The 26,386-nt window shown below is 39.3% G+C and carries 31 protein-coding genes and 2 riboswitches; of the genes, 4 read left to right on the forward strand and 27 right to left on the reverse strand.

Going from position 1 to position 26,386, the window contains the following annotated elements:
* Positions 1-97 precede the first annotated feature (97 nt).
* From IGK03_RS11120 to IGK03_RS11165, 10 genes are all read right to left on the reverse strand, one after another.
* Positions 98-445: a DNA replication initiation control protein YabA gene (locus IGK03_RS11120; protein WP_002356372.1), complete on the reverse strand. Its 348-nt coding sequence runs from the start codon at positions 443-445 to the stop codon at positions 98-100.
* Positions 438-1,277, reverse strand: a complete 840-nt coding sequence (locus tag IGK03_RS11125; protein WP_002356371.1) for a PSP1 domain-containing protein — start codon at positions 1,275-1,277, stop codon at positions 438-440. The genes IGK03_RS11120 and IGK03_RS11125 overlap by 8 nt, the downstream gene beginning before the upstream one ends.
* Positions 1,278-1,393: 116 nt before the next feature.
* Positions 1,394-2,344, reverse strand: coding sequence for a DNA polymerase III subunit delta' (gene holB, locus IGK03_RS11130; protein WP_002389791.1), 951 nt, complete (start codon positions 2,342-2,344; stop codon positions 1,394-1,396).
* 1 nt (position 2,345) lies between these two features.
* Positions 2,346-2,675 carry a cyclic-di-AMP receptor gene (locus IGK03_RS11135; protein WP_002356367.1) on the reverse strand — a complete coding sequence of 110 codons (330 nt, stop codon included), beginning with the start codon at positions 2,673-2,675 and terminating at the stop codon, positions 2,346-2,348.
* 19 nt (positions 2,676-2,694) lie between these two features.
* Positions 2,695-3,333 (reverse strand): dTMP kinase, encoded by a 639-nt coding sequence (gene tmk, locus IGK03_RS11140; RefSeq protein ID WP_002356366.1) that lies wholly within the window; start codon positions 3,331-3,333, stop codon positions 2,695-2,697.
* 208 nt (positions 3,334-3,541) lie between these two features.
* Positions 3,542-4,138, reverse strand: a complete 597-nt coding sequence (gene recR / locus IGK03_RS11145) for a recombination mediator RecR (protein WP_002356363.1) — start codon at positions 4,136-4,138, stop codon at positions 3,542-3,544.
* A 175-nt stretch (positions 4,139-4,313) separates the two neighbouring features.
* A complete protein-coding gene (gene tenA, locus IGK03_RS11150) occupies positions 4,314-4,976 on the reverse strand; it encodes a thiaminase II (RefSeq protein WP_002362330.1) in 663 nt (220 codons plus the stop codon).
* A gap of 11 nt (positions 4,977-4,987) precedes the next feature.
* Complete coding sequence (locus tag IGK03_RS11155; protein WP_049095894.1) at positions 4,988-5,641, reverse strand: CbiQ family ECF transporter T component; 654 nt, start codon at positions 5,639-5,641, stop codon at positions 4,988-4,990.
* A complete protein-coding gene (locus IGK03_RS11160; RefSeq protein WP_049095896.1) occupies positions 5,632-6,990 on the reverse strand; it encodes an ABC transporter ATP-binding protein in 1,359 nt (452 codons plus the stop codon). Before IGK03_RS11160 ends, IGK03_RS11155 begins: the two co-directional genes overlap by 10 nt.
* Positions 6,987-7,550, reverse strand: coding sequence for an ECF transporter S component (locus tag IGK03_RS11165; RefSeq protein ID WP_002359429.1), 564 nt, complete (start codon positions 7,548-7,550; stop codon positions 6,987-6,989). The genes IGK03_RS11160 and IGK03_RS11165 overlap by 4 nt, the downstream gene beginning before the upstream one ends.
* A gap of 104 nt (positions 7,551-7,654) precedes the next feature.
* Positions 7,655-7,745, reverse strand: a riboswitch (TPP riboswitch).
* A 178-nt stretch (positions 7,746-7,923) separates the two neighbouring features.
* Between IGK03_RS11165 and IGK03_RS11170 the strand changes: the two genes are divergently transcribed.
* Together IGK03_RS11170 and IGK03_RS11175 are read left to right on the forward strand one after the other, a co-directional pair.
* On the forward strand, positions 7,924-8,709 hold the full coding sequence (locus IGK03_RS11170) for a TraX family protein (RefSeq protein ID WP_002356353.1): 786 nt from the start codon (positions 7,924-7,926) through the stop codon (positions 8,707-8,709).
* A 163-nt stretch (positions 8,710-8,872) separates the two neighbouring features.
* On the forward strand, positions 8,873-10,234 hold the full coding sequence (locus IGK03_RS11175) for an MFS transporter (protein WP_002362334.1): 1,362 nt from the start codon (positions 8,873-8,875) through the stop codon (positions 10,232-10,234).
* 50 nt (positions 10,235-10,284) lie between these two features.
* On the opposite strand, the gene IGK03_RS11180 is transcribed toward IGK03_RS11175, so the two are convergent.
* Positions 10,285-11,475: an MFS transporter gene (locus IGK03_RS11180; protein ID WP_049095899.1), complete on the reverse strand. Its 1,191-nt coding sequence runs from the start codon at positions 11,473-11,475 to the stop codon at positions 10,285-10,287.
* Between the two features lie 144 nt (positions 11,476-11,619).
* On the opposite strand from IGK03_RS11180, the gene IGK03_RS11185 reads away from it, so the two are divergent.
* Positions 11,620-11,976 carry a winged helix-turn-helix transcriptional regulator gene (locus IGK03_RS11185; RefSeq protein WP_002356348.1) on the forward strand — a complete coding sequence of 119 codons (357 nt, stop codon included), beginning with the start codon at positions 11,620-11,622 and terminating at the stop codon, positions 11,974-11,976.
* 92 nt (positions 11,977-12,068) lie between these two features.
* On the opposite strand, the gene thiD is transcribed toward IGK03_RS11185, so the two are convergent.
* From thiD to galE, 8 genes are all read right to left on the reverse strand, one after another.
* Positions 12,069-12,899 carry a bifunctional hydroxymethylpyrimidine kinase/phosphomethylpyrimidine kinase gene (gene thiD, locus IGK03_RS11190; RefSeq protein ID WP_002362487.1) on the reverse strand — a complete coding sequence of 277 codons (831 nt, stop codon included), beginning with the start codon at positions 12,897-12,899 and terminating at the stop codon, positions 12,069-12,071.
* Positions 12,896-13,531, reverse strand: a complete 636-nt coding sequence (gene thiE, locus IGK03_RS11195) for a thiamine phosphate synthase (protein ID WP_010776065.1) — start codon at positions 13,529-13,531, stop codon at positions 12,896-12,898. The genes thiD and thiE overlap by 4 nt, the downstream gene beginning before the upstream one ends.
* The gene (locus IGK03_RS11200) at positions 13,528-14,346 is read right to left on the reverse strand and encodes a hydroxyethylthiazole kinase (protein WP_002397896.1); all 819 of its coding nucleotides are present in this window, start codon (positions 14,344-14,346) and stop codon (positions 13,528-13,530) included. The genes thiE and IGK03_RS11200 overlap by 4 nt, the downstream gene beginning before the upstream one ends.
* Positions 14,330-14,818 (reverse strand): energy coupling factor transporter S component ThiW, encoded by a 489-nt coding sequence (gene thiW / locus IGK03_RS11205; RefSeq protein ID WP_002356342.1) that lies wholly within the window; start codon positions 14,816-14,818, stop codon positions 14,330-14,332. Before thiW ends, IGK03_RS11200 begins: the two co-directional genes overlap by 17 nt.
* A gap of 140 nt (positions 14,819-14,958) precedes the next feature.
* Positions 14,959-15,047, reverse strand: a riboswitch (TPP riboswitch).
* A gap of 147 nt (positions 15,048-15,194) precedes the next feature.
* Positions 15,195-15,509, reverse strand: a complete 315-nt coding sequence (locus tag IGK03_RS11210) for a YbaB/EbfC family nucleoid-associated protein (RefSeq protein ID WP_002382484.1) — start codon at positions 15,507-15,509, stop codon at positions 15,195-15,197.
* A gap of 20 nt (positions 15,510-15,529) precedes the next feature.
* Positions 15,530-17,290, reverse strand: coding sequence for a DNA polymerase III subunit gamma/tau (gene dnaX, locus IGK03_RS11215; RefSeq protein ID WP_002367228.1), 1,761 nt, complete (start codon positions 17,288-17,290; stop codon positions 15,530-15,532).
* A gap of 71 nt (positions 17,291-17,361) precedes the next feature.
* Complete coding sequence (locus tag IGK03_RS11220) at positions 17,362-18,612, reverse strand: UDP-glucose--hexose-1-phosphate uridylyltransferase (RefSeq protein WP_033625117.1); 1,251 nt, start codon at positions 18,610-18,612, stop codon at positions 17,362-17,364.
* On the reverse strand, positions 18,593-19,585 hold the full coding sequence (galE, locus tag IGK03_RS11225) for a UDP-glucose 4-epimerase GalE (protein ID WP_104662295.1): 993 nt from the start codon (positions 19,583-19,585) through the stop codon (positions 18,593-18,595). The genes IGK03_RS11220 and galE overlap by 20 nt, the downstream gene beginning before the upstream one ends.
* Positions 19,586-19,852: 267 nt before the next feature.
* On the opposite strand from galE, the gene IGK03_RS11230 reads away from it, so the two are divergent.
* Positions 19,853-20,020 (forward strand): DUF3042 family protein, encoded by a 168-nt coding sequence (locus IGK03_RS11230; protein ID WP_002356337.1) that lies wholly within the window; start codon positions 19,853-19,855, stop codon positions 20,018-20,020.
* Between the two features lie 162 nt (positions 20,021-20,182).
* Here the strand turns inward: IGK03_RS11230 and IGK03_RS11235 are convergent, their stop codons facing one another.
* The 8 genes from IGK03_RS11235 to IGK03_RS11270 form a co-directional block, all read right to left on the reverse strand.
* Complete coding sequence (locus IGK03_RS11235; RefSeq protein ID WP_033625119.1) at positions 20,183-22,021, reverse strand: FAD/NAD(P)-binding protein; 1,839 nt, start codon at positions 22,019-22,021, stop codon at positions 20,183-20,185.
* A 13-nt stretch (positions 22,022-22,034) separates the two neighbouring features.
* A complete protein-coding gene (locus tag IGK03_RS11240; RefSeq protein WP_002362343.1) occupies positions 22,035-22,385 on the reverse strand; it encodes a DUF488 domain-containing protein in 351 nt (116 codons plus the stop codon).
* Between the two features lie 121 nt (positions 22,386-22,506).
* Positions 22,507-22,905, reverse strand: coding sequence for a rhodanese-like domain-containing protein (locus tag IGK03_RS11245; RefSeq protein ID WP_002356334.1), 399 nt, complete (start codon positions 22,903-22,905; stop codon positions 22,507-22,509).
* 15 nt (positions 22,906-22,920) lie between these two features.
* On the reverse strand, positions 22,921-23,892 hold the full coding sequence (locus IGK03_RS11250) for an ROK family glucokinase (RefSeq protein ID WP_002356333.1): 972 nt from the start codon (positions 23,890-23,892) through the stop codon (positions 22,921-22,923).
* Positions 23,893-24,111, reverse strand: a complete 219-nt coding sequence (locus IGK03_RS11255) for a YqgQ family protein (protein ID WP_002356332.1) — start codon at positions 24,109-24,111, stop codon at positions 23,893-23,895.
* Positions 24,112-24,128: 17 nt separating this feature from the next.
* Complete coding sequence (locus IGK03_RS11260) at positions 24,129-24,839, reverse strand: rhomboid family intramembrane serine protease (RefSeq protein WP_002362481.1); 711 nt, start codon at positions 24,837-24,839, stop codon at positions 24,129-24,131.
* A 10-nt stretch (positions 24,840-24,849) separates the two neighbouring features.
* Positions 24,850-25,392, reverse strand: a complete 543-nt coding sequence (locus tag IGK03_RS11265) for a 5-formyltetrahydrofolate cyclo-ligase (protein WP_002394065.1) — start codon at positions 25,390-25,392, stop codon at positions 24,850-24,852.
* Positions 25,393-25,479: 87 nt separating this feature from the next.
* A complete protein-coding gene (locus IGK03_RS11270) occupies positions 25,480-26,250 on the reverse strand; it encodes an alpha/beta fold hydrolase (RefSeq protein WP_002356329.1) in 771 nt (256 codons plus the stop codon).
* Positions 26,251-26,386 lie beyond the last annotated feature (136 nt).

The raw sequence follows: 26,386 nt of genomic DNA on the forward strand, positions 1-26,386 counted from the left end.
TTTCCTTTTTCGTTCTATAAATAGATAAAGGTTTGATTTGACAATCGATTGACTGTCAAACCAAACCTTTCCTTTTTATTTGCAGTGTCCACTAGACTTAACGCGTACGTTCCCCATAAATAACATCAAGACAAAAGGCACATTCTTCATCATTTTCACGTCTTGAACCATATAAAATATTGCAGACATGGAAGCCCTCTTCATAAAGTTTTTCCAAATTCATACGTGATTTTGATAGCTCTTGTTTTTCAGTTTCAGTTGTATTTCCTGCTAACTTATTCAGTTCTTGGAGATGCTCCCGTAAGCGTTGGTTTTCGATTTCTAACGTGGTATTTTTTTCTACCAACTCATGGAGTGCTGCTTTAATTTCTCTTAATTGTGTCACGGAACTGTCTAAATCAGTTTCCAACGAATTTAATCCATCATAGAGCGAACGTTTATCCATTTTGATCACCTTTTTCAGCAGCAACTTTCGCAGTAGCTTCTTTGATTTCTTCGTAATCATAATCCGCTGCGATTTCACGACCATGCAGACGAACTTTGACAATCCGACTTAATAGATTCAACCCGACGACTTTGCCTTTGCCATCTGGTGTTATTACTTCTTTTCCATAATCTGGTAATTCTTTTTTAGCGGCTTCATATTCGTCGTTTTCATATTTCAAACAACACATTAAGCGGCCACATAATCCCGAAATTTTGACAGGATTTAAAGATAACCCTTGATCTTTAGCCATTTTGATTGAAACTGGCATAAAATCTCCTAGAAATGTTGAGCAACACAGTTGTCTGCCACAAGGGCCAATGCCACCTAATATTTTCGCTTCATCTCGGACACCAATTTGACGTAACTCAATTCGCGTCCGGAAAATAGCCGCTAAGTCTTTGACTAATTCACGAAAATCAATTCGCCCATCTGCCGTAAAGTAAAAAATCATTTTGCTACGATCGAAGGTATATTCTACTCGCACTAATTTCATTTTTAAGTCATGAGCTCGAATTTTTTCATTGGCAATGCTTTTGGCAGCTTCTGCATCAGCCAAATTTTTTTGTTCTTTTTCTAAATCATTGGCTGTTGCTTTATTTAAAATGGGTTTTAGGTCCTCTGGTAAATCGTCTGAATCGACTGTTTTTTTAGGAATAGCAACAGTAGCTAATTGTTTTGACTGTTGAGATTCAACGAGTACTTTCTCATTATAAATATACTCAGATTTTCCAGGAGCAAAATAATAGATATGACCGGCTTCACGGAAGCGAACTCCTACTACTTCTACCATTTTATTCCTCCTAATCTAGTTCAAGTGAACGTCGCTTCAATCGGTTAAGGAACTTGCTGAAACAACTAAGTTCCTACTATATTATGAAACTGAATGCCACTTGGCACTTTTTTCCTTTATGATTTAGGGTGAATCATTTGGATAACTAATTGTTCACAAACATTTTGCCAACTAACATTGGCAGTCCATTTTTGGCGTGCTTTCAAAATTAGCGCCAACCGTTCCGCCTGCTCTTCCGTTATTTTTTTGGCTTGCTGTGTCGCAACACTTTCTTCCAATAATTGACGGTAATAAACCATGAGCAAGTCAAAGCTAAGCGCTTGTTGTTCTTTTTCCTTAAATACTTTGACCATTTTCTTCTGAACGTAGATAAATGCCTGTAAATCATTACTTTTTAGATAATTAAACCATTGCAAAATGATTTCCCTAGCTTCATTAAACCATTCATCTTGAGAGATTTCAACTGCTTTCTCAAAACTATTTGTCAGCTCAGCTAAAAGGGTTGCAGTCTTTTCACCAATCCCCTGTTTGATTAAGCGATCAATTAATGTTTTTTTGACTAATGGTTGAAAATGTAAGGTTTGGCATCGTGATTGAATCGTTGGTAAAATTCGAGAAAGCGAAGTGGTTTCTAAAATAGCTAAAATTTGTCCTTCCGGTTCTTCTAAAAATTTTAAGAGACTATTGGCTGCGCCGGTACTCATTTTATCTGCTTCTTGAATTAAGAAAACTTTTTTAGCAGTCTCGACCCCACTTTTAGAAAACTCCGCTTTTAATTCACGGATTTGGTTCACTTTGATGGTTTGCCCATCTGGCGCAATTCTTAAAACATCTGGATGTTCATTTTCATTAATCCGCACACAATTATGGCATTCGTTACAAGGCTGTTGATTTACTAAATTCGTACAAAAGACATGTTTCGCCATCCATAAGCCAAATTCTTGTTTTCCAGTTCCTGTATCTCCTTCAAAAAGATAAGCATGGGCAAGACGACCATGCTCAAAACTTTTTTGGAGTTGCTTGTACAGCAAAGGTTGCATTTGCTGTAGCTGTTGTGCTTCATTCATCTTAATATTGATGGAATCCTTCAACTGGTAAGACGAAGCAAGTAGCGCCGCCTACTTCAACTTCCACAGGATAAGGAATTTGGCCATCCATTGTGATATCTAAAGTCACAGGTGTTGAAACATATTGTTTTCTTGATTGACATGTTTCTTTAATTAAAGCTAATGTTTCGTCGACACGTTCATCATCAATCCCAATAATAAATGTGCTGTTTCCCGCTTTTAAGAATCCACCTGTTGAGGATAATTTTGTAGCACGAATATTGGCATCAATAAATTCGTTGGCTAATCGGTTACTATCTTTGTCTTGTACAATGGCTAAAATAATCTTCATGGTCTACACCTTCCTATAATTAAAAGTTTTCTGGATAACGTTCAATAATCGCCTGATACGTTGCTTCTACGACAAGTTCTAAACTCATCCGTGCATCAATCTTTTTGATACGTTGTGGATTTTCTTCTGCTAATTTCAAATATTCATGACGAACACGTTGATGAAATTCTAATCCTTCTGAATCTAAGCGATCAATTTGCTGTGTTCGATTTTCTTGAATCCGCCGTAAGCCAGTATCTGAGTCAACGTCTAAATAAATTGTAAAATCTGGTGAGACACCTTCTGTCGCAAACGCATTAATTGAAGCAATTGGTGCAATCCCAATTCTACGCCCAGCGCCTTGGTAGGCTAATGAGCTGTCAACAAAACGATCACATAGGACTAAATGACCCGCTTCCAAAGCTGGCAAGATTTTTTCCACTAAATGTTGACGACGAGCAGCTGCGTAAAGTAAAGCTTCTGTTCGCTCATCCATTCTGTCATTTCTTGGATCTAAAATAACTGTTCGAATCTTTTCGGCAATCGGTATGCCGCCTGGTTCTCTTGTGGTGACAATTTTTCGTTTTGACTCTTTAGCTAATCTTTCAGAAACTTCCTTCAAAACACTGGTTTTGCCAGCGCCATCTGGACCTTCAAATGTGATAAAAATACCCTGCACGTGCGAAAACTCCAATCAATTTTTACTTGTATCTATTATACTTCATCTTGCTCTATCAGTCTAATTGAAATCCTTATGTCCTATTTAAAGTGATGCATCCGCTGAAAAAAAGAAACTGAAAAAGAAGTACTGAAAAACTTGAACTGCGACATTTTCTCACAGAAACGACCTACTTCGATTTCAACCTCTTTTTCCAACGATGTTTCTTTTAAATTTCTCGACGTCCTTCGACTGCTTTTAGCAAGGTTATTTCGTCTGCATATTCAATATCGCTGCCGACAGACAAGCCGTGTGCCAAACGAGTAACGGTGATTCCAGCTGGTTTAATGAGCCGTGATAAATACATCGCCGTCGCTTCTCCTTCAGTGGTAGCGTTGGTTGCTATAATGACCTCTTTCACTTCATCATCGTGCAATCGTTTGATCAAAGAGGCAATATTAATATCTTCTGGTCCTGTTCCTTCCATCGGTGAAAGCACCCCGTGGAGTACGTGATACAAGCCTTGATATTCACGCATTTTTTCCATTGCCATAACGTCTTTTGGTTCTTCCACTACTAAAATAATACTACGGTCACGATTTTTATCTTGGCAAATTTCACAAGGATCTTCTTCAGTAATATTTCCGCAAATACTACAGAAATGGAGATCTCTCTTGACACTAATTAGCGCTTTTGCAAAAGCATTAGCATCTTCTTCTTTCATATCAATTGTATAAAAAGCAAGCCGTGTCGCTGTTTTTTGACCAATTCCTGGTAATTTCATATAACTTTCAATCAATTTTGCAATCGGTTCTGGATAATTCATGAGGCTTCTACAGTCCTTTCTTAGCAAGGCGTTTCTGTTATTACTGAGCGAGTTATAACAGATTTTGCGTCACTGAATATCTTATCACGCCCTGTCAAAAAAGCAACTGACAATTACTGCTTTCTAATACAAAAACAAGTCGTTAGTTACGAGCACTAAACGACTTGTTTTTGTATTAACCAATCCAGGTTTCGTGTGTATAGGCCATTTCCCAAAAAGCGTATTCCATCTCACTGCTGATAACAAAAGCGGTGATCATAGCTGCTTGTTCTTGTGGTGAACTTTCTTCATATAATTGGTCTAACAGTTGGCGTTCCTCTTGGACGTGTTGGTACGCTTCCTCCCCAGCATAGGTTTCAATCCAACGTTGGTACAGTGGCTCTGGTGAGTGTTGTTTGACTAACTGTGCACCAATTTCTTGATAGAGCCAAGAACAAGGCAACATACTTGCTGCGGCCGTCTTAGGCGTTCCTTCAATAAGTTGGCGATACATATGAGAAACATAGTGATAAGCGGTTGGTGCAATCGGTGTCGCTGCAACTTCTTCTTCCGTAATTGCTAGTTCTTCAAAAAAAGTTTCACGAATAGCTAATTCGCCCAACGCGAGATTTTCCGCATTTGTTAAGAGTAATTTTTTCAATCGAGGTTGTTGCGTTTGTGCCGCAATCAAGCGATAAAGTTGACTAAAGTGTTTTAAATAGTAATGATCTTGAATTAAATAGTAGCGAAAAATCGTTGGACTCAAGGTTCCTTCATGTAACTCTGTGATAAAAGGATGCTGAAAACTTCCTTGCCAAGAAGCTTGCGCTTGTTCTTTGGCTTGTTCTGTAAATGTCATAGGTTTCTCCTTTACGTTAGAAAAATAAACAAATTGGTAAAAATGATGATCAAAATAGCAAGCCCAAGACTGACTTTTGCTGACACAAAATGCTCTTTTCGACTTCTGGTGGCTCCTTCTTCATAGCCATGGGCAGACATTGCTTCCGTATATTTATCTCGCCAGGAAACAGCAACGAGCAGTGTTTTAACATAAAGCATCGGCGACCAAAAATGAAACGTTTTGCCACGGAGTAGGCTTGCTTCTTTTAAATCATTAATTTCTCTTTTCACTTCCGGTAAGGCGTGAACCACCACTAAAATTCCATAAACAAAGTTTGGTGCTAGCCCCTTTTGTTCCAATAACAACAATAATTCTTCAAAATCAACGCCTACAGCAAAAGCTAGTCCTAAACCGGCAAAGGCATACGTTCGACTAAACAAAAGCCAGGCTTGTTGACTACTCGTACCATACAAATAAATAGACCAAAACGTCCCGATTGCTGGTAAAAGTGGCAAGAAAAATAACCAAAGCAGTAAGCGGGATTTTCGCTGGCCTATTAAAAAAATGACACAACCCATAAAAACCGCCAAATTTGCCAAAATTGACTGAGAAAAAGATAATTCAAAGGTCAAAATAAGAATCAAAGAAGCATAAATTGCTGCATCTGTTTGCTTTATTTGCATGTGGTTCCCTCCTGCCAGATAATCAGTTGTTGCTGCAGCAATTCTATTCGGTAATTGCTCACGCCAGAGAGAGGTTCTAGCCGATGCGTGACGATTAGAAAATCTTGTTGCGCACTTTTTTCTTTGATCCATTCAACAAAATAATTGCATGCTCGCTCATCTAATCCAGCAAAAGGTTCATCTAAAAGTAAACAGTCCAAATCTAAGCTCAGCAAACTAATTAATTGCACCATCTTTTTTTGCCCTTCACTTAGTTGAAAAACACTGTGCTCTAGTTTTTCTTTTAAACCTAAAAAAGTTAAGGCTTCCTCTTGTTTTCTTCTTTTTTCTGCTGTCATGTTCTGACCAAACAAAAGCTCTTCTCGTAAAGTCAACGTGACAAACTGACGATTGGCTTGTTGCACCGCTAATGTCATGTGTTGATACAATTTTTTTGAAGCCCGCAAGCGGCGGCCTGCCAAGAACATTTTTCCTTGATATTTTTGTCTCTGAACGATGGCTTTTAATAAGGTGGATTTCCCCGCCCCATTTGGCCCCGTCAACGTGGTAATTCCTTTAAAAAAAAGCGCTTCTTTTTCTTCAAGTAGCACTCGTTTTCCCTGAGACAAACGAAAATTTTTCAATTGGAGCATTGGTTGTTTTACCACAGAATTTGTGAGTTGAAATGTCTGCGGTTTTGTTTTGATAAACGTCAACGGTTGCTTTTCAAACTGGCCATTTTTCAACGTGACGACTTGGTCCACAACATCAGCGTAATCGCTGAAATCGTGGTCGCACACCAAAATCGTTTTGCCTGCTTGATGGAGTCTTGCTAAAATTTGAATAAATTGTTTTCGAGAGGTTGGATCAATACTTGCAAAAGGTTCATCTAATAAAAGAATATCTGGGTTCATTGCTAGCAGAACTGTCAACGCCGCTTTTTGTTTTTCACCACCAGATAACGTCGCTAATTCTCGTGTGAATAAGGTTTGAGTCTGAACAAGTTGAAGCGCTGTTTGGATTTTTCGATTCATTTCTTCAGGCGGGATTCCTAGATTTTCTAAAGCAAAAATCAGTTCTCGTTCCAAGGTTTTCATTGTAAATTGTTGACTGGGATTTTGAAACAGCATGCCAATTTTTTGCGCCTTTTCACGAGTTGATAATTGTCGGCGTTCCATTCCTTCAATCAAAATTTCTCCTTGGTAATCAAGCGGAGCAAATCCGGCAATCAATCGTAAGAGCGTTGATTTTCCACTACCACTATCGCCAATTAATAAGGAAAACGTTCCTTGAGGAATTGCTAAATTTGTCTTTTCAAACAAGGGTTGTTCTCGTGAAAAGGACACAGCTTTTAATTGGATACTATTCATTTTGCCTTCACAGCTAACCCTTGCGCAGACTGATACATTCGTAAAATAACTTTCGTTAAGAAAATACCAAAGAAACAAATAGAAACGAACCGAACGCTAATTAAAGCAATGTTCATCCCCAGACCGTAATTGCCATAACCAAACTTAAAGTATTCATACACATAACTAAAAATAGTCGTCCCAATCGCACTATAAAATAACGTTAGTGTATCGTACCGTTTGTAGCGTGTCACAAAAAAGCCACTTTCACTACCTAGGCCTTGAATCACACCAGAAATTAATACACTAGGTCCGAAATACGAACCATAAAGCATTTCTGCCAAAGCGGCTAAAACTTCCGCCAAAACAGCACTTCCCGCTCGTGGAATCAGCATCGCTGCAATTGGTGCCACCATGGTCCACATTCCAAATAAAAGCTCATTGGCAAATGGACTCAGTCCTAATGGTAACAGCGCAGCATTCAATAACGCATAGAGGAACCCTGCCCCCATAAAAACACCGCCAAACAAAAAGGCTAAAAAAGCGAGTAAGACGACTTGTTGCAATGACCATTTTTTCAATAAAAAAACTCCTTTCTCTTAACAAAAAGCAAAAGGAGTGACTTAAATAAACCCTGATAAAAGAAAACACACTCATCCTAGGACAGAATGAGTGCGTGAAAAATCAAAGTAAATCGGCATTTCCCTGCGACAGTACTAACTGCATCAGGTTCAATGGGTATCATCTCAGCCATAACAGCACCCCAAATGTTTTTTATTAAAATGTACTTTTACTATAGCATAGAATAATTATAAAAACTAGTCTTGGCACTTTTTTCTTTCATCAAAAGCTGAAGAAATCAAACAATTTTGTAAGATAACTGTTAGGCAAATAAATGGTTGGTTTTTCTGAACTTTGTTATATTGTTCTTTATGAAAGAGAGGCGTTTATACTATGGGTAAAACATTAACTGGCTTTCATTTGAAAGTCATTGGGGTTATTTCAATGGTCTTTGACCATCTATTGCAATTTTTTAGTTTTTTAGGCGTGCCTGGTTGGTTCGGATGGATTGGACGAATTGCTGCACCTATTTTCTTATTTGAAAGTTCTGAAGGCTTCATTCACACAAGCAATCGGCGAAAATACATGTTCCGGTTATTGTTAGGTTTCTGGATTATGGGGATTCTGAACGGCATTTTAAATGCGTATTTTTCAACAGGTGGCTTAATTATCAATAATATTTTTGGGACGTTATTTTTAGGTACGGTCTACATGCAGTCTATGGACTATTTTAAACAAAAACAAATTGGTAAAGGGCTTCTTTGGTTTATTGTGCCTTTATTAATCAGTGCTCTACCTCTCGTTGTTTTTAGTTCTCCAGACATATTAAGCAACCCTGCTATCTTAATTGGTTTCCAAATTTTCAATCTGATTGTGCCATCACTAATGATGACAGAAGGTGGGTTTTTATTTGTTCTCTTGGCCGTAGCTTTTTATTTATTCCATGGCAAAAAGTGGTTACAAATTTCAGCAATTGGCGTTGTTGCGTTGATTTCAGCAGCCAGCTATAATTTCCAAGAACTATTCGGGGTGAACCACCAATGGATGATGATTTTAGCAGCGATCCCAATTGTTCTTTATAATGGTGAAAAAGGCCGTGGCATGCGGAATTTCTTTTATATTTTCTATCCAGCTCACATTGCTATTTTTGCAATTATTAGTTTCTTCATGCAACGTTAATTATTTTCTGCTTGACGATTGCCTAAAAACTGTTTACAATGCAACATGTAAACAAATCGTACAGATAACACGCAAGTTGCGTGTCGAGAGAGAGGCGGTTTCTATTCTTATAGAAACTGCTTCTATTTTTTTACGAAAAAATGAAAACTATAGAGGTGATTAAATGGAACAAAAAAACGTACGATTATTCCCTGCCGTTTTAGCGACAGGAATTATGTCTTTTGCTGGCGTATTAATTGAAACAGCAATGAATGTAACCTTTCCGACATTAACAAAGGAATTTGGTGTTTCCACCGGTACCGTGCAGTGGGTGACAACGATTTATTTATTAGTTATTTCTATCATGGTGCCCTTATCCAATTATTTATTAAAAACCTATTCGCTAAGACGCTTATTTATCGTTGCGAATCTTTTCTTTTTGATTGGTTTAGCGATTGATGTCTATTCGCCATCTTTCAGTATCTTGTTATTAGGCCGACTCTTCCAAGGGGCTAGCACTGGGATTGCTTTGCCACTGATGTTTCATATTATTTTGAACTTTACCCCGCTGGAAAAACGAGGAACGATGATGGGGGTAGGCACATTGACCACTTCAATTGCTCCAGCCATTGGTCCAACGTATGGTGGAATCTTAACATCTTCCCTGTCTTGGCACGCCATCTTTTTATTCTTAATTCCTGTTTTACTACTTTCTTTGTTTATGGGATTATCGGCTATTCCAGAAATACCTGTTAAAAAAACCACCACTCTTGATTTGGTTAGTTTAATTGGTATTGCCCTGTTATTTAGTGGTTTGTTGATGTTTTTAAGTAAAATTGGCACATTGTTTGGCTGGCTTTCACTTCTGGCAGCCGTTATTGGCTTTGTTATTTTTTATAAACGAGCAACGACCGCTGAACAGCCACTAGTTCGTTTGACAATTTTAAAAAATCCCGCCTTCGTTTTATTTTTATGTGGCTTTTTAGTTTGTCAATTCTTATTGTTAGGTATTTCCTTTGTCTTACCAAACTTTGTTCAAATCGTCCTTGGAAAAAATGCGTTTGTAGCTGGGCTAGTCATGTTGCCAGGTGCTACAGTCGGGGCCATTTTGGCACCACTTTCTGGACGAGTGTTGGATCAATACGGCGCTAAAAAACCTATATTATTTGGCTTAAGTTTGGCGACAATCGGTTGGCTAGCTTTAACAATTTTACTAGAGATGCCTGTTTTATTAGGATTCGTCGCTGGACATGTTACCTATATGATTGGTCTAGGTTTTGCATACAGTAATATGATGACGACTGGTATGAGCTTGTTAGAGGAGAAAGATTTTGGCGACGGTAATACGTTATTTAATACACTTCAACAATTTTCTGGCGCTATTGCGACGGCCATTGTAGCGACGATTATTAATATCGCTCAAGACCACGCAGATAATTTTGCTCAGGGGACAACGATGGGCTCCCTCATTTCTCTGATTTTCTTGTTAACCTTATTAGTAATTGTTTTAATTGCTTGCTGGAATTATTTCCGCAAAAAAGCTTAAAAAAAGTAGCTGGTCCGTTCCGTAGTGACCAGCTGCTTTTTTCTAGTTTTCTAAAGATAGTTGTTTTTTTGTTCTTCTTGCTTCCGAATATAAAGTACGAACAAGACGGCAATCAACACGATAAAGCCACCAAAAATCGGTGTATATGTTACTGATAAATGTTCTGTGACCACCCCACCTGTCATTGAGCCGACGGTAATCCCAATATTAAAGGCTGCAATATTAAAAGCTGAGGCCAAAGTGATATCTTCTGGAACATACTTTTCCGCTAATTCTACAACATATAGTTGTAAACCAGGTACATTCATAAAGGCAAATAGACCCAACATCAAACTTGCTAATAAGCCTAGAAGACTGTTATCCATTAAAACAGTAATAAATAAAAAGACTAAGGACAGAATTAATAAGCTAAACATTTTTACTAACGAATCTAAAGGTTTTTTATTTGCCCAGTGACCACCTACTGTATTGCCAATTGCGACCATTACGCCATAAACAACTAAAATAATCACTACCGCGTTGGCTGAAAAGCCTAAATTTTCCAATAACGGTGACAAGTACGTATATGCAGCAAACGTTCCACCATAACCAAAAGCAGTAATTAGAAAAGAGAAAACAAGGGGTTTGTTCGTAAAAATCCGCGTGATTCCTTTTAAGTCAACCTTCCCTGGTATCGGTAAATTTTTGGGAACTAAAAAATAACTAGCAATCAGTCCCACCAAGCCAATACTGGCTATAAAAAGAAAGGACATATGCCAAGCTGTTTGTTGCCCAATAAACGTCCCTAAAGGTACGCCAGTCACTGTTGCAACCGTTAAGCCTGTAAACATAATAGCAATGGCGCTGGCACGACGTGATGGCGGCACAACATCTGCGGCGATGACAGTCGAAACAGACATGAAAATGCCATGCGCCAATGCAGAAAGTATCCGCCCTACCAATAAAATAATAAACGTTGGCGCAAATGCAGCAATTAAATTCCCACTAATGAAAAGAAGCATAATCCCCAGCATTAATGAGCGACGATTCCATTTTCCTGTCAAAATTGTTAATAACGGCGCCCCAATTGTCACACCTAAAGCGTACAAAGAAACAGTCAAACCTGCTTGGGAAAGACTAATATGAAAACTTTTAACAATCATTGGTAATAAACCCACACTAATAAATTCTGTTGAACCGATTGCGAAAGCATTGATAGCTAATGCAAAGAGCGTTAAATTTGGTGAAATTTTCTTTTCCATTCTCTTCCTCCTAAAAAACATTTGAATTTCAACAAAAATTACTATATACTAAGATTGAAATTTTGATAAGTACCTACTTTTTTGTATCATAGGTACCTTTTAGTAACTTTTGTTTATTATCAATCTATTAAGGAGGAATGTTTTTTGGAAACTCGTACATATGCGATTGGTGTCGAAGCAACGATGGATGTTATTGGCGGCAAATGGAAACCAATTATTCTGTGTAATTTACGGCACGGCGCCATGCGCCCTAGCGATTTAAAACGCGGCATTACTGGCATTAGTCAAAAAATGCTGACACAACAATTACGGGAACTCGAAGAAGACAACATTATCGAGCGAAAAGTTTACAACCAAGTTCCACCAAAAGTCGAATATTATTTAAGCGATTATGGTCAAAGCCTCTCTGCTGTCTTAGATAACTTATGTAATTGGGGAGAATCCCACGTGGCTCATTTGCAAGAACAAGGCCAAGAAATTTATTTAAAATGTGAAGATTAGTGAACAAAACGTTTATAAACTATATTAAGAGGGAACTTTAAGCTATTTAAAGCCTGGGGAAAAATCTAAAATGATTTTTCCCCAGGCTCTTCTTATGCTTTAATAACTTGAATATCTTGCGTTAATTGGGCCCAATGATTAGTAGGTCCGTGACCATGTCCAACAGAAATTGCTTGGCTAATGGCCCCTTGTATAAACTGTTTGCCAATCACAATCGCCGCTTCTAACGGCGTACCTTTTGCTAATTCGGCTGCGATACACGCTGAAAAAGTATCTCCTGTTCCATGAGTATTTTTCGTTACAATTCGTGGTGCACTTAGCCAAAAGCTCGAACCGTCTTCCATTAACACATAATCAGCCGCTTGTTGATTTGTGCTATGTCCGCCTTTCATAATAATATTTTTTGTGCCCAATTGCTGTAATTTTTTTGCTGCGGTCTGCATTTCTTGTTCTGTCTTGATGGTCGTCTCTAGTAAAACTTCCGCTTCTGGTAAATTAGGTGTCACGACCGTTGCTAATGGCAACAGTTGCTCTTTAATCGTTTGAACTGCCTCGGCTTCTAACAAATGATGTCCACCTTTAGCCACCATTACAGGATCGACAATCAACGGACCAAAATCAACTTTCTGCAAATTGCGAACAACAGCTTCGACACGCTCACTATCTGCTAACATCCCCGTTTTCGCTGCCCCAATTTTAAAATCAGCCGCCAGTGATTGAAATTGTGCATCAATAAATGAACTAGGAATCGGTAAGCTATCTTGCACGCCATACGTATTTTGTGCCGTCAATGCAATGACAATATTTAAGCCAAATGCCTGCCGTGCTTGAAATGTTTTTAAATCTGCTTGCATGCCAGCTCCCCCACCAGAATCAGAACCAGCAATCGTGACTACTTGTGGGGTCAAATTATATTCGGTCATTTTCTCGCCTCCAACATTCGCTCCGTTACACGCATCAACCCTTGAACTTTCTCGGTTATCTGTTCAGCCAGCATAATTTCACTGACCAGTGAAACACCAGCCACTCCCGTTCCCATAAGTTGTTCTATATTCTCTTCTTTGATTCCACCAATCGCTACAACAGGAATCGTGACTGCTGCGGCAATTTCAGAAAGTGTCTGCAAAGAAGTTAACGGACTGTCCTTAGTCGTTGTGGGGAAAATTGCGCCCACGCCTAAATAATCAGCGCCCTCGTTTTCCGCTTCAACTCCTCGTGCCACCGTTTTGGCTGAAACACCTACGATTTTTATGGACCCAACCAGTTTTCGCACAAGAGCAACCGGTAATTCATCATCCCCTATATGCACACCTGCCGCATCCACTGCCAAGCAAATATCGACACGATCATTAATAATCAACGGAATCTGATACGCATCTGTTATCGCTTTAACTTTCACTGCTAATTCGTAAAAGCGCCGTGTTGACACTTTCTTTTCGCGCAGTTGGACCAATGTCACTCCACTGCGACAAGCAGTTTCAATTCGTTTTAAAAATTCAGTATCACTAAAATCATACCGACCTGTCACCAAATAAACTTTCAATTGTTCTCTCATAGCACTCGTCCTTTCACCGCCTCAAACCAATCCTTCTCCTTCATTAAAAGAGATAACTGATTTAACGTATTTTGGCGAAAATCGGCCAGCCCTTGGCTCTTAGTCTTGGCTTTTTCTCCGCAAAGATTAAAATAGCTCACTGCGGCTACTGCCGCAGTCATTGGCGCGTTGCCTTCACCTAATAAAGCGGCAACTAATGCGCCGACTAAATCGCCCGTGCCAGTGAAACAATCCAACTCAGGAACGCCATTTTGTAAGACAATCACTTGCTCTTGGCTAACCAAGACATCTTGAATCCCTGTTGCTAAAAATACCGTCTGGGGAAACTTTTGTGTTTGTTGACGTAAAGCTTGAATCAGCTCCTCAATTGCTTCTTCACTTTGATCCAAAGGGCTGCCATCCACTCCTCGGCCATGACTCACCAACTGGCAAAAAGTCCGCATTTCTGAAAGATTCCCTTTCACAACGGTTGGCTGATTGTGCACCAGCTTTTCCCCGACTTCATTTCGAATATCACTGGCGCCATAACCGACTAAATCGACTACGGTCGGTTTATTCACTTGCCGAGCATAATCACTAGCTGCTAACAAGCTTTGCTCTCGTTCTTGTGATAAATGGCCTAAATTCAAAACCAAGGCACTGGTTTGCTGAAACAACTGCGGAAATTCCCGGGGATCATCTGCCATAATGGGTTTAGCATCAATATAAAGTAATGCATTCGCCATAGACTCACACGTAATTTCATTCGTAATGCACTGAATTAATGGTGCCGTTGTCAGTGGAAAAATCGTTTCAAACTTAACGCTTGTTTTCATAAAAGTACCCTCCCAAAAATAATTCCTGTGTTTGTTTAAATACCCGAGTTTCTTTCAGTTTTACTAAGACAAGCCAAGCAATCACTGAACCAATCAGTGTGGCACCAATAAATCGTGGTGTATAAATGAACCAATAAAAATTCTGCTTACTGCCAGTAAACCAAACCATTACAGGATAGGACAATAACGAGCCAATGATGCCTGTCCCAAAAATTTCCCCTAGCATCGACCAGCCTAATTTTTGTCCCCATTGATAAAATAAACCAGCAAAAAACGCGCCAAAGACGGCACCTGTTAACGCTAATGGCGGAATACCTAAGAACGTCATACGGATTAAGCCGCAGACAAGTGCCATGAGAGTTCCGTAAAGAGGACCTAATAAAACTCCGGCAATAATGTTCATGACACTGGACATAGGGGCCATTCCCTCAATTCGCATTAACGGCGATAATACAACGTCCATCGCAATCATTAAAGCCAGTAACGTAACTCTGTGGATTCGATTTTTTTCCACGTAAAAAAACTCCTTTCTGCGAGAAGCAAAAGGAGGCGCGACTGAAAAAGACAGAAAAACCCAACCACAAATAAACGTAGTTGGGTGCAATAATCGGTCAAAATTTCAAGACATTTCCCTGCGCCAGTCCTAACTGTTTCAGGTTCCATGGGTATAATCTCAGCTAATAGCACCCCAAATGTTTCTCTTCAATTGGCTTTAGTATAGCATAGTTTTTTGGAAGCGACTACTAAAATTGCCAAAGAGTTTTCCCACAAAAACAGAAAAAACGTCATGCCCAAAAAGTTCGATTTTTTGGGCATGACGTTTTTCATACTTTCGTTGGTCTTATTTTTTAGAATCCTGGCATTCCTTTGGTGTATTTACCTAAAGTTGCTTCGGTTTCTTTTTCAATTTTTACTAACGCATCGTTGACAGCCATAATGACTAAATCTTGTAACATATCAACGTCTTCAGGATCAACCACGTCTTCTTTAATGGTCAAATCTTTCATTGTGCGATCACCAGTAAAGGTCGCTGTCACAAGTTGATTGGTTGCTTCACCGATAAATTCTTTTTCATTTAGCGCTTCTTGCGCTTTGGCCATTTCTTTTTGCATTTTTTGTACTTGTTTCATCATGCCTTGCATGTTGCCCATTCCTCGCATCATAATTCCTCTACTCCTTCGTATTAATCATCTAGTACTTCGACAAGCTCTTCACCAAACATAGCGATTGCTTCATCTACTACTGGATTTTCTTGTGAATGTTCATTTGTTACAGGCGGTTCGTCCGCTAGACGAGCCATTTCATTTTCAGGTTCAGAATGATTCAAACTGCCCTGATTTTGGTTAATAAAACTTTGTCTTAGTTTTGGCCAGCTTTCTCTAGTAATGCAGACCATCTCTGGTGTATAGTCCATCAAACGGCTTAAATTATTATTGAAAGCTAACTGCATCTCTTCATCGTCTGTTGCACGAGCACAAACAATCTCATAGTCAAATGCCACCACGATCCCCTTAGGACTTGCTGCGACAGGTTCACTAGCCTTTAGCATCGCTCGTTGAGTCACAGATAATGTTTGCAGTAAGTCTTCCCAAACATTTTTCACATTCATTAAATGTGTTCTAGTCGCTTCGTTTAAGACTTGATATACGCGTTCTGTGGGTACGCGGAACGAACTTTTTGGCGCTTGTGGTCGTGCTTGTTGACGTGGCGCATCTGCTTCTTTGACAGCTACACCGTGTTTCTTTAATTCAGCCAGTTCTTTCTTCAGTTGCCCGATTTGATTTTGTAAATCTGCTAATTCTGGATTTCCCTCTGCACTACCACCTTGATTAGTTGTTTCTGGCGTGTTGTGTTTATTGGGTTGCACCGTTTTAGCTAATTTGACAGTGGCTACTTCCAGATAGATATTCGCATTGTTGGTAAAGCGGATCTCATTTTGTGTGTCACTTAAAATTTGGATTAGTTGGTAGATTTTTTCAGCAGGTGTTTGTGTAGCTAGTTCCTTAAATGCTTCTGTCAAAGTTCCTGCTTTTTCTGCTAATAACTTCGGTGCTTGCTGATACATCAGCAAATCTCGACAATATAATAACAAATCTTCTAAGAAACGGCGCGCTTCTTTACCTTCGCCTAAAATACTTTCCAAGCCTTCTAATGCTCGTTCAACATCACCGGCGACACAACACTGAATATAATGATCCATCATTTCATAGGTTAGGCTGCCTGTCACTTGCATTGCATCTTCCAGTGTTACTTTTTCATCACTAAATGAAATCGTTTGATCCAAGATACTCAAGGCATCTCGCATCCCACCTTCCGCAGCACGTCCAATCACATAAAGGGCTTGTTCCTCATAATCGAGAGCCATTTCCTGCATGATATGGGCCATATGATCGACGATATCTTGCGTACTAATTCGCTTAAAATCAAAGCGTTGCGTCCGTGAGATAATCGTTAACGGAATCTTGTGTGGTTCAGTCGTTGCTAAGATAAAAATAACATTTTGTGGCGGTTCTTCCAAGGTTTTTAAAAGTGCATTGAACGCGCCTGTTGATAGCATATGAACTTCATCAATAATATAAACTTTGTACTCGGCTTGTGTCGGTGCATACTTTGCTTTATCACGAATATCACGGATTTCTTCCACGCCATTATTACTCGCCGCATCAATTTCAATGACATCATTTAAACGACCTTCCGTAATGGCTACACAGGTTTCACAAACATTACAAGGTTCACCATCTTGACTATGTTTACAGTTAATCGCTTTAGCGAAAATTTTTGCGGCACTGGTTTTACCTGTACCACGAGGGCCAGTAAATAAATAGGCATGAGATGTTTTCTTTTGCACTATCGCATTTTTCAGTGTCTGAGTAATTGCTTTTTGTCCTACTACGTCATCGAAACGTTGTGAACGCCAGACCCGATAAAGTGCTTGATAAGCCATTTTTTACCCTCCCTTATTTTTCATTCTTATCTATTATACGTGATTTTTAGTCATTCGGCATCTTTTTTCTTTTAATGAGTCACTGGCGCAACCATTGCTAAAAAAGCCGCTTTTCCTTCACTTGTTTCTGCAAACGCACTGGCTTCTTTTAATCGCTGTTGATACGCTGAAGCGACAGTTTCAAGTGCCTGCGTTTTCTGGTTGTTCCAAGTCGTTAAACCTTGGACTTCTGCTAACGTTAACGAAGGCTTTGCTTGAGGTCGACTAAAAATTAAGTCCATGACATATAAAAGTTCTTTTCGTCGGGCAACGATTTGTATCTCATCCGTTGGCAGTTTCAGCATTTGCCATTGCTCAAAAATATCATTTGCGGCTTGGGCAACTTCTGACGCATTCGGTCCCTCTAAGCGAAATGTCGCAACTGGCCAATTCACCATTCCTGCGTTGATTAAAGGATAGTTAGCTAACTCAACATATTCTGAAATGCTCGCTTCGGCTAATGGAAATTGTTGCAAACCCGTTTGATAATAGACATGCTCATTTTGTTCAAAGACAGCATCAATCCCAGCAAAATAATGAGGAAAGACCTCAACAATTTTCAACAATTGCTGAAAAGTCTTAACTGAACGTTTCGCTGCCTGATGTTTTTCAAACGCAATCACACCTTGTTGCTGATATTGTGCCTGTTTTACAAAGGAAAACCCCCAGCTTTCGCCATCTAAGTTCATTCGAATCACTCGATGGTTCGTAGTCGCAGGAAATTGCTGACTTCCCTGGTAGCCTTCTGTTGCCATGCACCATTCACAGCGGGGATAGCTTTGTGCAGAGAGCGTTGCTTTTGACGCCTCACTGTGGACCTTATTTGCTAAAAAATCACCATAGACTGTTGAAAAAACAACAGGTTCTTCCTGTTCAATGACCGTACCGTTTTTTTGACAAAGTTGGTAAAAATACTCGGTAGCCTCTTGTGGCTCTTTGGCATAATGTTGCGCAAAAAAAGCATTAACCACAGAAGGTGGCGGTGTCAACAAATCCATCAATTGCACCATGAACTGTTCTTTTTGTTGCTCTGTTTTTACAAGTTGATTGGCACTCGCAATTTGACACAATTGTTCCGCCAAATCAGCGGCGGGTGTTGCCACAGGCCGTATGTCTACTTCGCCTAATTCTTGTTCACCAATCATTGATAATAAACGATTCTGAAGATATAAGCGATCCAATTCCATCCAACCACCTGCTTGAATAGCAAGTGTGGTAAAATCGGCAATCATTTGACTCGTGGTCATCGCTTCATTCCTCCTATTACTTTTCTTGATATCCATGTGGATGAGCTTGGTGCCATTGCCAAGCGGTGGCGATAATGTCCTTGACCTCAGTTACTTCTGGTTGCCAGCCTAAAACTCGTTTGGCTTTTTCACTAGAAGCAATCAACGTACTAGGATCCCCTGCTCGGCGTGGGGCGATTGTCGCAGGAATTTCTTGGCCTGTCACTTCGCGAGCAGCATCTAACATTTCTTTAACAGAATAGCCGTTGTTGCTTCCCAGGTTAAAGACGTCACTTTCGCCGCCATTTTTCAAATATTCTAAAGCCAAAATATGTGCTGCAATCAAGTCTTCAATGTAAACATAATCTCGAATGCACGTGCCATCTGGTGTATCATAATCATCCCCCAAAATACTTAGCTCTGCTCGTTGGCCTAATGCCACTTGTAAAATAATTGGCACAATATGCGTTTCTGGCGTGTGATCCTCACCAATTGAGGCATCTTTTTTTGCTCCTGCAACATTAAAATAACGCAAAGCAACATATTTCATTCCATAAGCGTTGTCGCACCATTTCATGATTTTTTCCATCATTAATTTACTTTCCCCATACGGATTTTTAGGATTCGTTGGGGTTTCTTCTGTAATAGGCATTGCTTTTGGTTCGCCATAAGTGGCCGCTGTGGAAGAAAAAACAATGTGTTTCACCCCGAATTCTTGCATGACTTCCAAGGCAATTTGCGTGCCGTGAACATTGTTATTGAAATACATTAACGGTTTCTCCACGGATTCTCCTACTAAAGAATTGGCCGCAAAGTGCAACACCCCTTCAATTGATTCCTTTTCAAAGACACTACGTAAAAAAGCTTTATCACGAATATCGCCTTCATAGAAAGTCGCTTGTTCATGAACTGCTGAACGATGCCCCGTTAATAAATTATCAACAACAATAACGGCATATCCTTTTGAAATTAATTGATCGACGGCATGTGAGCCAATGTAGCCTGCGCCACCTAATACTAAAATAGACATAAATACGCTCCTTTTACTCCCTAATTTCTTTTTCTATTGTACCATTAAATAAGGTTTACTTCTGAATTATTTCATTTTGTAAACAGGATTTAATTTGGCCATTTCTCCTTATTCATTTTTCCTATAAAAATACAGAAAAGACTTGGTAAATTTTAACAAATCTCTAAATTAGTCGTAGAGTTTATGAAAAATCATTGTAACTATTGGATTTTTTTGCTTTTTTCCGTCATAATAGAAACAAATACAATTTGAAAGAAGGAATGAACGATGAAAAAATTTGTATCAGGTATGTTAGTCGGTACTGCTATCACAGTTGCTGCTTTAGCCGGTGTGGCTACAACTATTAAAAAAACAGTCATTGATCCAATTGAAGAAAAAGAAGATATGATTGAAGAAAACCGTAAAAAAGCGATGCGTAAACGTATTGCACGTTAAAAAATAGCTGTGACGTTGAGATAAAAAATCTAACGGCAAGAAATCAACAGGAGCGCTTCTGGCTTGGTTGATTCTCTTAAGCATAACAAGTGGTCATCCATCAAAGCGATGGATGACCACTTGTTATGCTTTCTTTTTTACCAAAGGAGCTGACTATTTTTCTTAACTATTAAAAATAGTGGCAGCAATCCGATCCATATCGCGCATATTCCAAGGATCCACACCCGGACGAGCTGCAGCGGCTGTTAACCAATGAATACCTTCTGTTGGAATACCACAACTAAAAAGGCCTGTCGCCACCTGTCCATCTTTTGTGATGACTTGATTCGTGGCAGGCACAATCAAGAGTGCACCTGTTTTGACTATTTGACCATCGGCTAATGCCAGTTGATGGAGCGTAGCTAGCTTATCGGCTAACAACTGCCTCGTTAAAGGATTCAAACTTTTTTCATTATTAACTTTGGGAATGCGCGCTTCAATTAAAAAGTGACTATTATACCGATTTTCCGGAAACAAATTAGCATAAGTAATAAATTGACCCGCTTTCATTTCGACACGCATTTCTGGCCCCAGAATCGTGACTAATCCCAGTTCAACTAACGCCTGTAGCTCTTCTGTTCTTTCAACAGAAGGTCCCACTGACAAAAAGGTATTCAACGGGGTAAACCAATGCCACAACCACTTTTGACTCTCGTCATTCGTTAATAACCCTTCATCCAAAACAAAGCGAATCTGATCTCTTAAATCTTTTAAACTGTCTAAAGCAGTGGTCAAAGGACCGCTAAGATTGCCTTTCTCTGCTTCTTGAATATCCCATTTTAAATACTCTAGTAAAAACGAACGAAAACTTTCATGAGTGGTTTTCTTTGTTTCAGGATGTTCTAACGCTTGCCAATCAAACCAATCTTGTTTTTCAAAGTGGGCTAAGCTTTCCGACGCTCCCTTGGTTTGAATAAACAGCTGTTGAAAGGCCTCTTTAGAAAGATGCGGATATTTTTCTTCGATTAAGCAAGTGTAATACACATATTCCACTTCTTTTTTTAAATACCAAAAAAACTCTGCACCTGTAACCTGTCCTTTTTTACGACATTCAGCTAAATACGTTTCGGTTAAAAAAACAGGCTGATAGGTTTCCCCGTAACCTTTTTGATTAATCCCTCGAGGATGAGAAGGAAAACCGCGACCAGAACCAGCAATAATAATAGGCTCTCTTCCAGAAGGTTCATAACGTAAGCGGCCATTTTGACGAGAAAAAACACCCCCGCGGCCAATCGTCAAGGCAGATAAATAGTCAAAAAATGCCAAACCTAAGCCTTTTAACACAACGGGTTGTTTTGCGGGTATATTGGCAAGTGCCAATAAAGCATCCGCCGCATTTTTAGGAGAAGAATAAAACAAACGATGCTCCTTGGCGTAGTCCGCAAGCTCTTGTTCAACAGTCGTTAATTCATTTTCTTGGTGACCCATGGCTAAAATTACTTTGTCTGCCGTAAACTCAATGGATTGGGTGTACACATAATAGTTATCCTCTCCTGCCCGTACAGCAGTTACTGGCTCTTTAAAAAACGTCAGCGATGTTTGTTCGTTACATCGCGTGGCTAAATACGTATAAAACCATTTTTGGTACATGCCATAAAAAGCCCTCGAGCAGTGATCATTCGGTCCAAGGCGATGACATTCTTTCAACAACTCAAGATAATTATAGGGTTGTTGCTGTTGAATGTACTGCGCAGCTTCTGTTTGGGTCCATTCATAGAGAGTGGGTCCCTTGACAATTGGTCCTTCGCCACTAAAAGATTCATCTGTAAATAAAGTGACTTGACTAATCACGGTGTTCATTAATAAATAATTAGGTTGCTCTGCTCGCCAAATTTTTCCACCTGGACCGTATGGATCAAACAACGTGAGCTGAACATTTATTTCCGTTTTACGAGCCCATTCAATGACTCGTTCTGCAGCTGATAAGCCTCTGGGTCCAGCACCTACAATTGCAATTTTCATCCAATCACCTACTCTATTTTTCTAATAATTCTTTTAAGACAACCGCTTGATTATGCACTGTATCTTTCGCCCCATAGACCAGCGTGACTACTGGCTGATTTTTTACAATCGTCTGTAACTGCTTAAACGCTGTGGCAGTTGGCTCATGTTTCAATTCTTCTTGGTATTTTTGTTTAAACTCAGGATACTTATTTGCTTCATGATTAAACCATTTCCGTAGCTCTGTACTTGGGGCCACTTCTTTGAGCCATTCATCTAACTTTTCAGATTCCTTAGATTTTCCTCGTGGCCAAACACGGTCAACTAAAACACGGTAGCCATCTTGCTCTGTCGGTGCTTCATATGCTCGCTTGATTTGAATCATCTGCCTTCACCTCTTCTCTTTATTGTAGCTCAAAAAGTGAGGACTGACAAAAAGCAGCATCTCTATTAAACTTTCCTATACAAAAAGAGTTGGTCTCAATGAAGACCAACTCTTTTTGTTATTAACTATTTCTCTTTTTCACTTTCCCAGTCCAGCCATCATAGCCGCCTTTTAAAATATAAATATCAGTATAGCCATTTTTGCGTAATAAATTAGCTGCTCGGATACTTAAAGCTTTCTTCTGATCATAAAGATAAACAGGTTGATCCTTACGAAGAGAACCAATTGTTGTTTTTAACATGCTGTATGGCATGCTGCGCGCCCCTAAAATATGCCCAGCATCAAATGTATCTTTCTCACGAACGTCAATCACTTGTGCTTTACGCATTGTTTCTTTAAATTCTTCTTCCGTCAGCATTTTTGCTGAACGTTTCACCATAATTTTCAAATATAATTCATTGAATACCATCGCTAGTACAATAACTAGCAAAATGCCATTGATTACCCATAAAATACTCATTCTAAAAAGCCCTCTCTATTTCTCTTTTGAAAATTGTAATGCTAGTGAAGCGGCACCAATGACGCCGGCCTCATTACCTAGCTCTGCTAATTTGATTTTTGTACTATTTCGAACTTGCGGGAAGGTAAATTCTTGGAAATATTTTTCGACACGACTACGTAAAAATTCTCCTGCTGCAGAAACACCTCCACCGATAACCACGCTATCTGGATTTAACGTGTTACCTAAGTTTCCTGTGGCTAAGCCTAAATAGAAACAAACACGATCCACAACCATTAAAGCAAAATGATCGCCTTTTTCAGCAAATTCAAAAACATCTTTACTCGAAACATCTTGTCCATCATCAATCGCTTGTTTCAGTTCAGAGTCACCTGCAAACTCTTCTGATAAATGACGTGCAACACGAACGACACCAGTGGCACTAGAAACAGTTTCTAAACAGCCACGTTTCCCACAGGTACAGTCAAAGCCGTTAGGATCAACCGTCACATGCCCAACTTCACCAGCGCAGCCAGCAACACCGTGGAGCAATTCTCCCGCTGCAACAATGCCTCCGCCAACACCTGTTCCTAAAGTAATAAAAATCACGTCGGGATTGTTTTCCCCCGCGCCCTTCCAACGCTCACCTAAAGCGGCAACATTGGCATCATTATCTAATGCAAACGGAATTCCTAAAGCAGATTCGATTTGTTCTTTGACAGGCTGTACAGTCGTCCAGTTTAAATTATAGGCACCTACAACAGTTCCTTTTTCAATGTCGACACTTCCTGGTGTTCCCATACCAATTCCCACAAAATCTTCTTTTTTCATATTATAAAGATCTATACGGTGACGAATACTTTCAATAATTGATGGCACAATATGCTTGCCATCTTCTAAAATATTCGTTTCAATACTCCATTTTTGTTGAACAACGCCATCAGTTGTTAAAATAGCAAATTTGATGGTCGTTCCACCTAAATCAATCCCAATAATCTTCTTATCCATTTAGTCGATTCCTTTCTGCTTCCCTCTAGATTCTTCTATTCGATGCTCTCTTTGCAAAATATGCCGGGCCTGTAAATACGTATCTCGGTCTACCAATTGACCTTCATACAATTTTTTTAATTCAATCATCATTAACTCAATATCATAAATCCGTGCACCGACATAAATATACATCCCAAACTGTTTAAAAAGTTGTTGTACATCATATAACGTTTCCATACGAAAACACTTCCTTATTATACAGGTAAACCGTATTTTTTAAAACCCAATAACAGACAAATTACGACAAGAAAAATAAAAATTAACGTGGCCATAATTCGCTCGTGCTTATTAAATGCTTCTTCACGATTTGGAACAGCAAAAGCCGTCGCTACTAATAGTCCACCGATTAGACCGCCAACATGACCCATCATATCTACAGAGCTACTAAACAAGTTAAATAACAAATTAATCACAATAAACATTGAATAGCGTTGCACCATATACATAATCGCTGGATTGTCTCTAAAATGGCGTCCTAAAATAACAAATGCGCCAAACAAACCAAAAAGCGCTGTACTAGCACCCGCTGAGACACTGTTGGGTGTCCCAAAGGCAAAACTGGCGATATTTCCAGCAATCCCACTCAATAAATAAATGCCCAAATAGCGCCAATGCCCATAAATTGCCTCAACCTGTGCGCCGATATAATAAAGAGTAACCATATTCAAAATAATATGCATAAACCCAATGTGAAGAAACATTGGCGTGATAAACCGCCAGTATTCATGATTTTGAGCTACCAGTGGACGAACCATTGCTCCCCAATTAACTAAGTTTAAAATATTTTCTGATCCTCCAGTTAATTCCAATCCAAGGAAAACAATGATTGAAATACCTAAAAGGGCATACGTAATGAACGGCTGATTTTTTAGCCGTTTCAATTTCATTTCTGTTTGATAATTCATTCCATTCCTCCTATTGTATAAATAATTGTTCGATTGGCTGATCAAACGCTTCTGGTTGCCATTGCTCATGGAGTTGTTCACTAAAAACTAAACTACATGAATGGCCCGAAAAATGTTCCAAATAACGATCATAAAAACCACCGCCAAAGCCTATTCGATAGCCAGCACGATTGAAAACAATCCCTGGCACAATCAATAAATCAATCGCTGTAGCTGTTATTTCTGCCGCTGTTAACGGAGGTTCTTCCACGCCAAATGCACTGGTGTCATAAACCGTCTCTGGAAAGACTTGATAAAAGTGCATTTTGCCTCCTTTAAATGTTCGCGGCACCGCCACTTGCTTGCCCTCTTGCATGGCCCTTTCGAAAATTGGCTGTGTTGATAATTCTAGCGGTAACGACCGAATCATTCCGATTGTTTGTGCTTGTTGCCATTGCTGACTAGCAAACAACTGTTCATAGAGACTTGATTCTTTATGTTGTTTAATTTCTGGATGTTGTTTTAGCCATTCCAGGGCAGTTAAGCCCACTTTTCTCAACTTGTTTTTCTCCATGTACACCTTCAACCCCTTTTCTGTTAAGTTTATAGAAAGTGTTCTTAAAAAACAAGCTGATTCCCCTTTTCTCTTTGAAAAATCCCGTTATTTTTCTAACGTTTTTGACGCTTCTTTAAAAAAGTCAACAACCAAATCCATTGTTTCTCCTTTCACTAAATGCCGCTCACCGATTTCCGTTATAAATTGCGTATTTCTCGCATACGTTTTCCCAGACACTAATTGTTCAAAATCAGCCATGTCTTCATAGGGAATTTTTTCATCTTCCGTTCCATGCCAAAACAGCATCGGTCGTTCTTGCAGTCTTTCTGGCGTTTGTGATAAATCGTATTGATGCACCCAACTTAGCAACAGTGGCAAGTCTTTAGGCACAAAAATAGCAAATTCTTTCGCCCGTTGAATCACTCGCTGAATATAGCGCGCCGGATAGGGTGTTCCCATTAAGCAAGCAGCAGCTTGAATCTCAGGATGTTGGGTCATAAGAGCGCTGGTAGTAATACCGCCCATGGATACACCACCCACGCCAATCCAATTTTCTTTAATCAACCCTAATTTATGAAAATGATGGATAATTACTGGAAATTCAATCAAATTATATTGAATGCTACTCCAAAATGTAATCGAAGGAATCGTGGAAATAGGTCCTGTTTTTCTTTCTCCATGGTTCATGGCATCTGGTAAAATGACCCGAAACCCCTCGTGTGCTAATTTTCTTGCTTGTGTTAAAGATAATTCTTTAGCTGATTGCCAACCATGATAGTAAACAATTAAAGGTAATGCTTCGTTTTTTTGCTCTTCTGTTGTCACTTCTAATGCTGGAATTTTTGCTATGTAGCGATGTCTAATACTGATTTTCATTCATGATTCCTCCATTATAAAATATCTTCTCTTATTTTACCGTTTTTTGATAAAACCTGCTCCTTATATGATTTATCAAAAAAATCACAAAATATGCGAATTCGCATTTTCCTATTTTATTACTTTCCGTTATAAT

The organism is Enterococcus sp. DIV2453a (assembly GCF_050533535.1).
GTDB lineage: Bacteria > Bacillota > Bacilli > Lactobacillales > Enterococcaceae > Enterococcus > Enterococcus faecalis.

Coding starts and splice junctions, on each gene's coding strand:
- IGK03_RS11170 (WP_002356353.1), top strand. CDS start 7,924: ATGGGTAAAACATTAACTGGCTTTCATTTGAAAGTCATTGGGGTTATT.
- holB (WP_002389791.1), bottom strand. CDS start 2,344: ATGAATGAAGCACAACAGCTACAGCAAATGCAACCTTTGCTGTACAAG.
- IGK03_RS11235 (WP_033625119.1), bottom strand. CDS start 22,021: ATGAAAATTGCAATTGTAGGTGCTGGACCCAGAGGCTTATCAGCTGCA.
- IGK03_RS11255 (WP_002356332.1), bottom strand. CDS start 24,111: ATGGAAACGTTATATGATGTACAACAACTTTTTAAACAGTTTGGGATG.
- IGK03_RS11260 (WP_002362481.1), bottom strand. CDS start 24,839: ATGAATTATCAAACAGAAATGAAATTGAAACGGCTAAAAAATCAGCCG.
- galE (WP_104662295.1), bottom strand. CDS start 19,585: ATGTCTATTTTAGTATTAGGTGGCGCAGGCTACATTGGCTCACATGCC.
- IGK03_RS11220 (WP_033625117.1), bottom strand. CDS start 18,612: ATGGATATCAAGAAAAGTAATAGGAGGAATGAAGCGATGACCACGAGT.
- dnaX (WP_002367228.1), bottom strand. CDS start 17,290: ATGGCTTATCAAGCACTTTATCGGGTCTGGCGTTCACAACGTTTCGAT.
- recR (WP_002356363.1), bottom strand. CDS start 4,138: ATGAATTATCCAGAACCGATTGCAAAATTGATTGAAAGTTATATGAAA.
- IGK03_RS11200 (WP_002397896.1), bottom strand. CDS start 14,346: ATGAAAACAAGCGTTAAGTTTGAAACGATTTTTCCACTGACAACGGCA.
- IGK03_RS11210 (WP_002382484.1), bottom strand. CDS start 15,509: ATGATGCGAGGAATGGGCAACATGCAAGGCATGATGAAACAAGTACAA.
- IGK03_RS11265 (WP_002394065.1), bottom strand. CDS start 25,392: ATGGAGAAAAACAAGTTGAGAAAAGTGGGCTTAACTGCCCTGGAATGG.
- IGK03_RS11125 (WP_002356371.1), bottom strand. CDS start 1,277: ATGGTAGAAGTAGTAGGAGTTCGCTTCCGTGAAGCCGGTCATATCTAT.
- IGK03_RS11175 (WP_002362334.1), top strand. CDS start 8,873: ATGGAACAAAAAAACGTACGATTATTCCCTGCCGTTTTAGCGACAGGA.
- tenA (WP_002362330.1), bottom strand. CDS start 4,976: ATGACATTTACAGAACAAGCCAAAGAACAAGCGCAAGCTTCTTGGCAA.
- thiW (WP_002356342.1), bottom strand. CDS start 14,818: ATGATTGCGATGGACGTTGTATTATCGCCGTTAATGCGAATTGAGGGA.
- IGK03_RS11135 (WP_002356367.1), bottom strand. CDS start 2,675: ATGAAGATTATTTTAGCCATTGTACAAGACAAAGATAGTAACCGATTA.
- IGK03_RS11155 (WP_049095894.1), bottom strand. CDS start 5,641: ATGCAAATAAAGCAAACAGATGCAGCAATTTATGCTTCTTTGATTCTT.
- thiE (WP_010776065.1), bottom strand. CDS start 13,531: ATGAGAGAACAATTGAAAGTTTATTTGGTGACAGGTCGGTATGATTTT.
- IGK03_RS11160 (WP_049095896.1), bottom strand. CDS start 6,990: ATGAATAGTATCCAATTAAAAGCTGTGTCCTTTTCACGAGAACAACCC.
- IGK03_RS11230 (WP_002356337.1), top strand. CDS start 19,853: ATGAAAAAATTTGTATCAGGTATGTTAGTCGGTACTGCTATCACAGTT.
- IGK03_RS11240 (WP_002362343.1), bottom strand. CDS start 22,385: ATGATTCAAATCAAGCGAGCATATGAAGCACCGACAGAGCAAGATGGC.
- IGK03_RS11270 (WP_002356329.1), bottom strand. CDS start 26,250: ATGAAAATCAGTATTAGACATCGCTACATAGCAAAAATTCCAGCATTA.
- thiD (WP_002362487.1), bottom strand. CDS start 12,899: ATGACCGAATATAATTTGACCCCACAAGTAGTCACGATTGCTGGTTCT.
- IGK03_RS11180 (WP_049095899.1), bottom strand. CDS start 11,475: ATGGAAAAGAAAATTTCACCAAATTTAACGCTCTTTGCATTAGCTATC.
- IGK03_RS11120 (WP_002356372.1), bottom strand. CDS start 445: ATGGATAAACGTTCGCTCTATGATGGATTAAATTCGTTGGAAACTGAT.
- IGK03_RS11245 (WP_002356334.1), bottom strand. CDS start 22,905: ATGAGTATTTTATGGGTAATCAATGGCATTTTGCTAGTTATTGTACTA.
- IGK03_RS11250 (WP_002356333.1), bottom strand. CDS start 23,892: ATGGATAAGAAGATTATTGGGATTGATTTAGGTGGAACGACCATCAAA.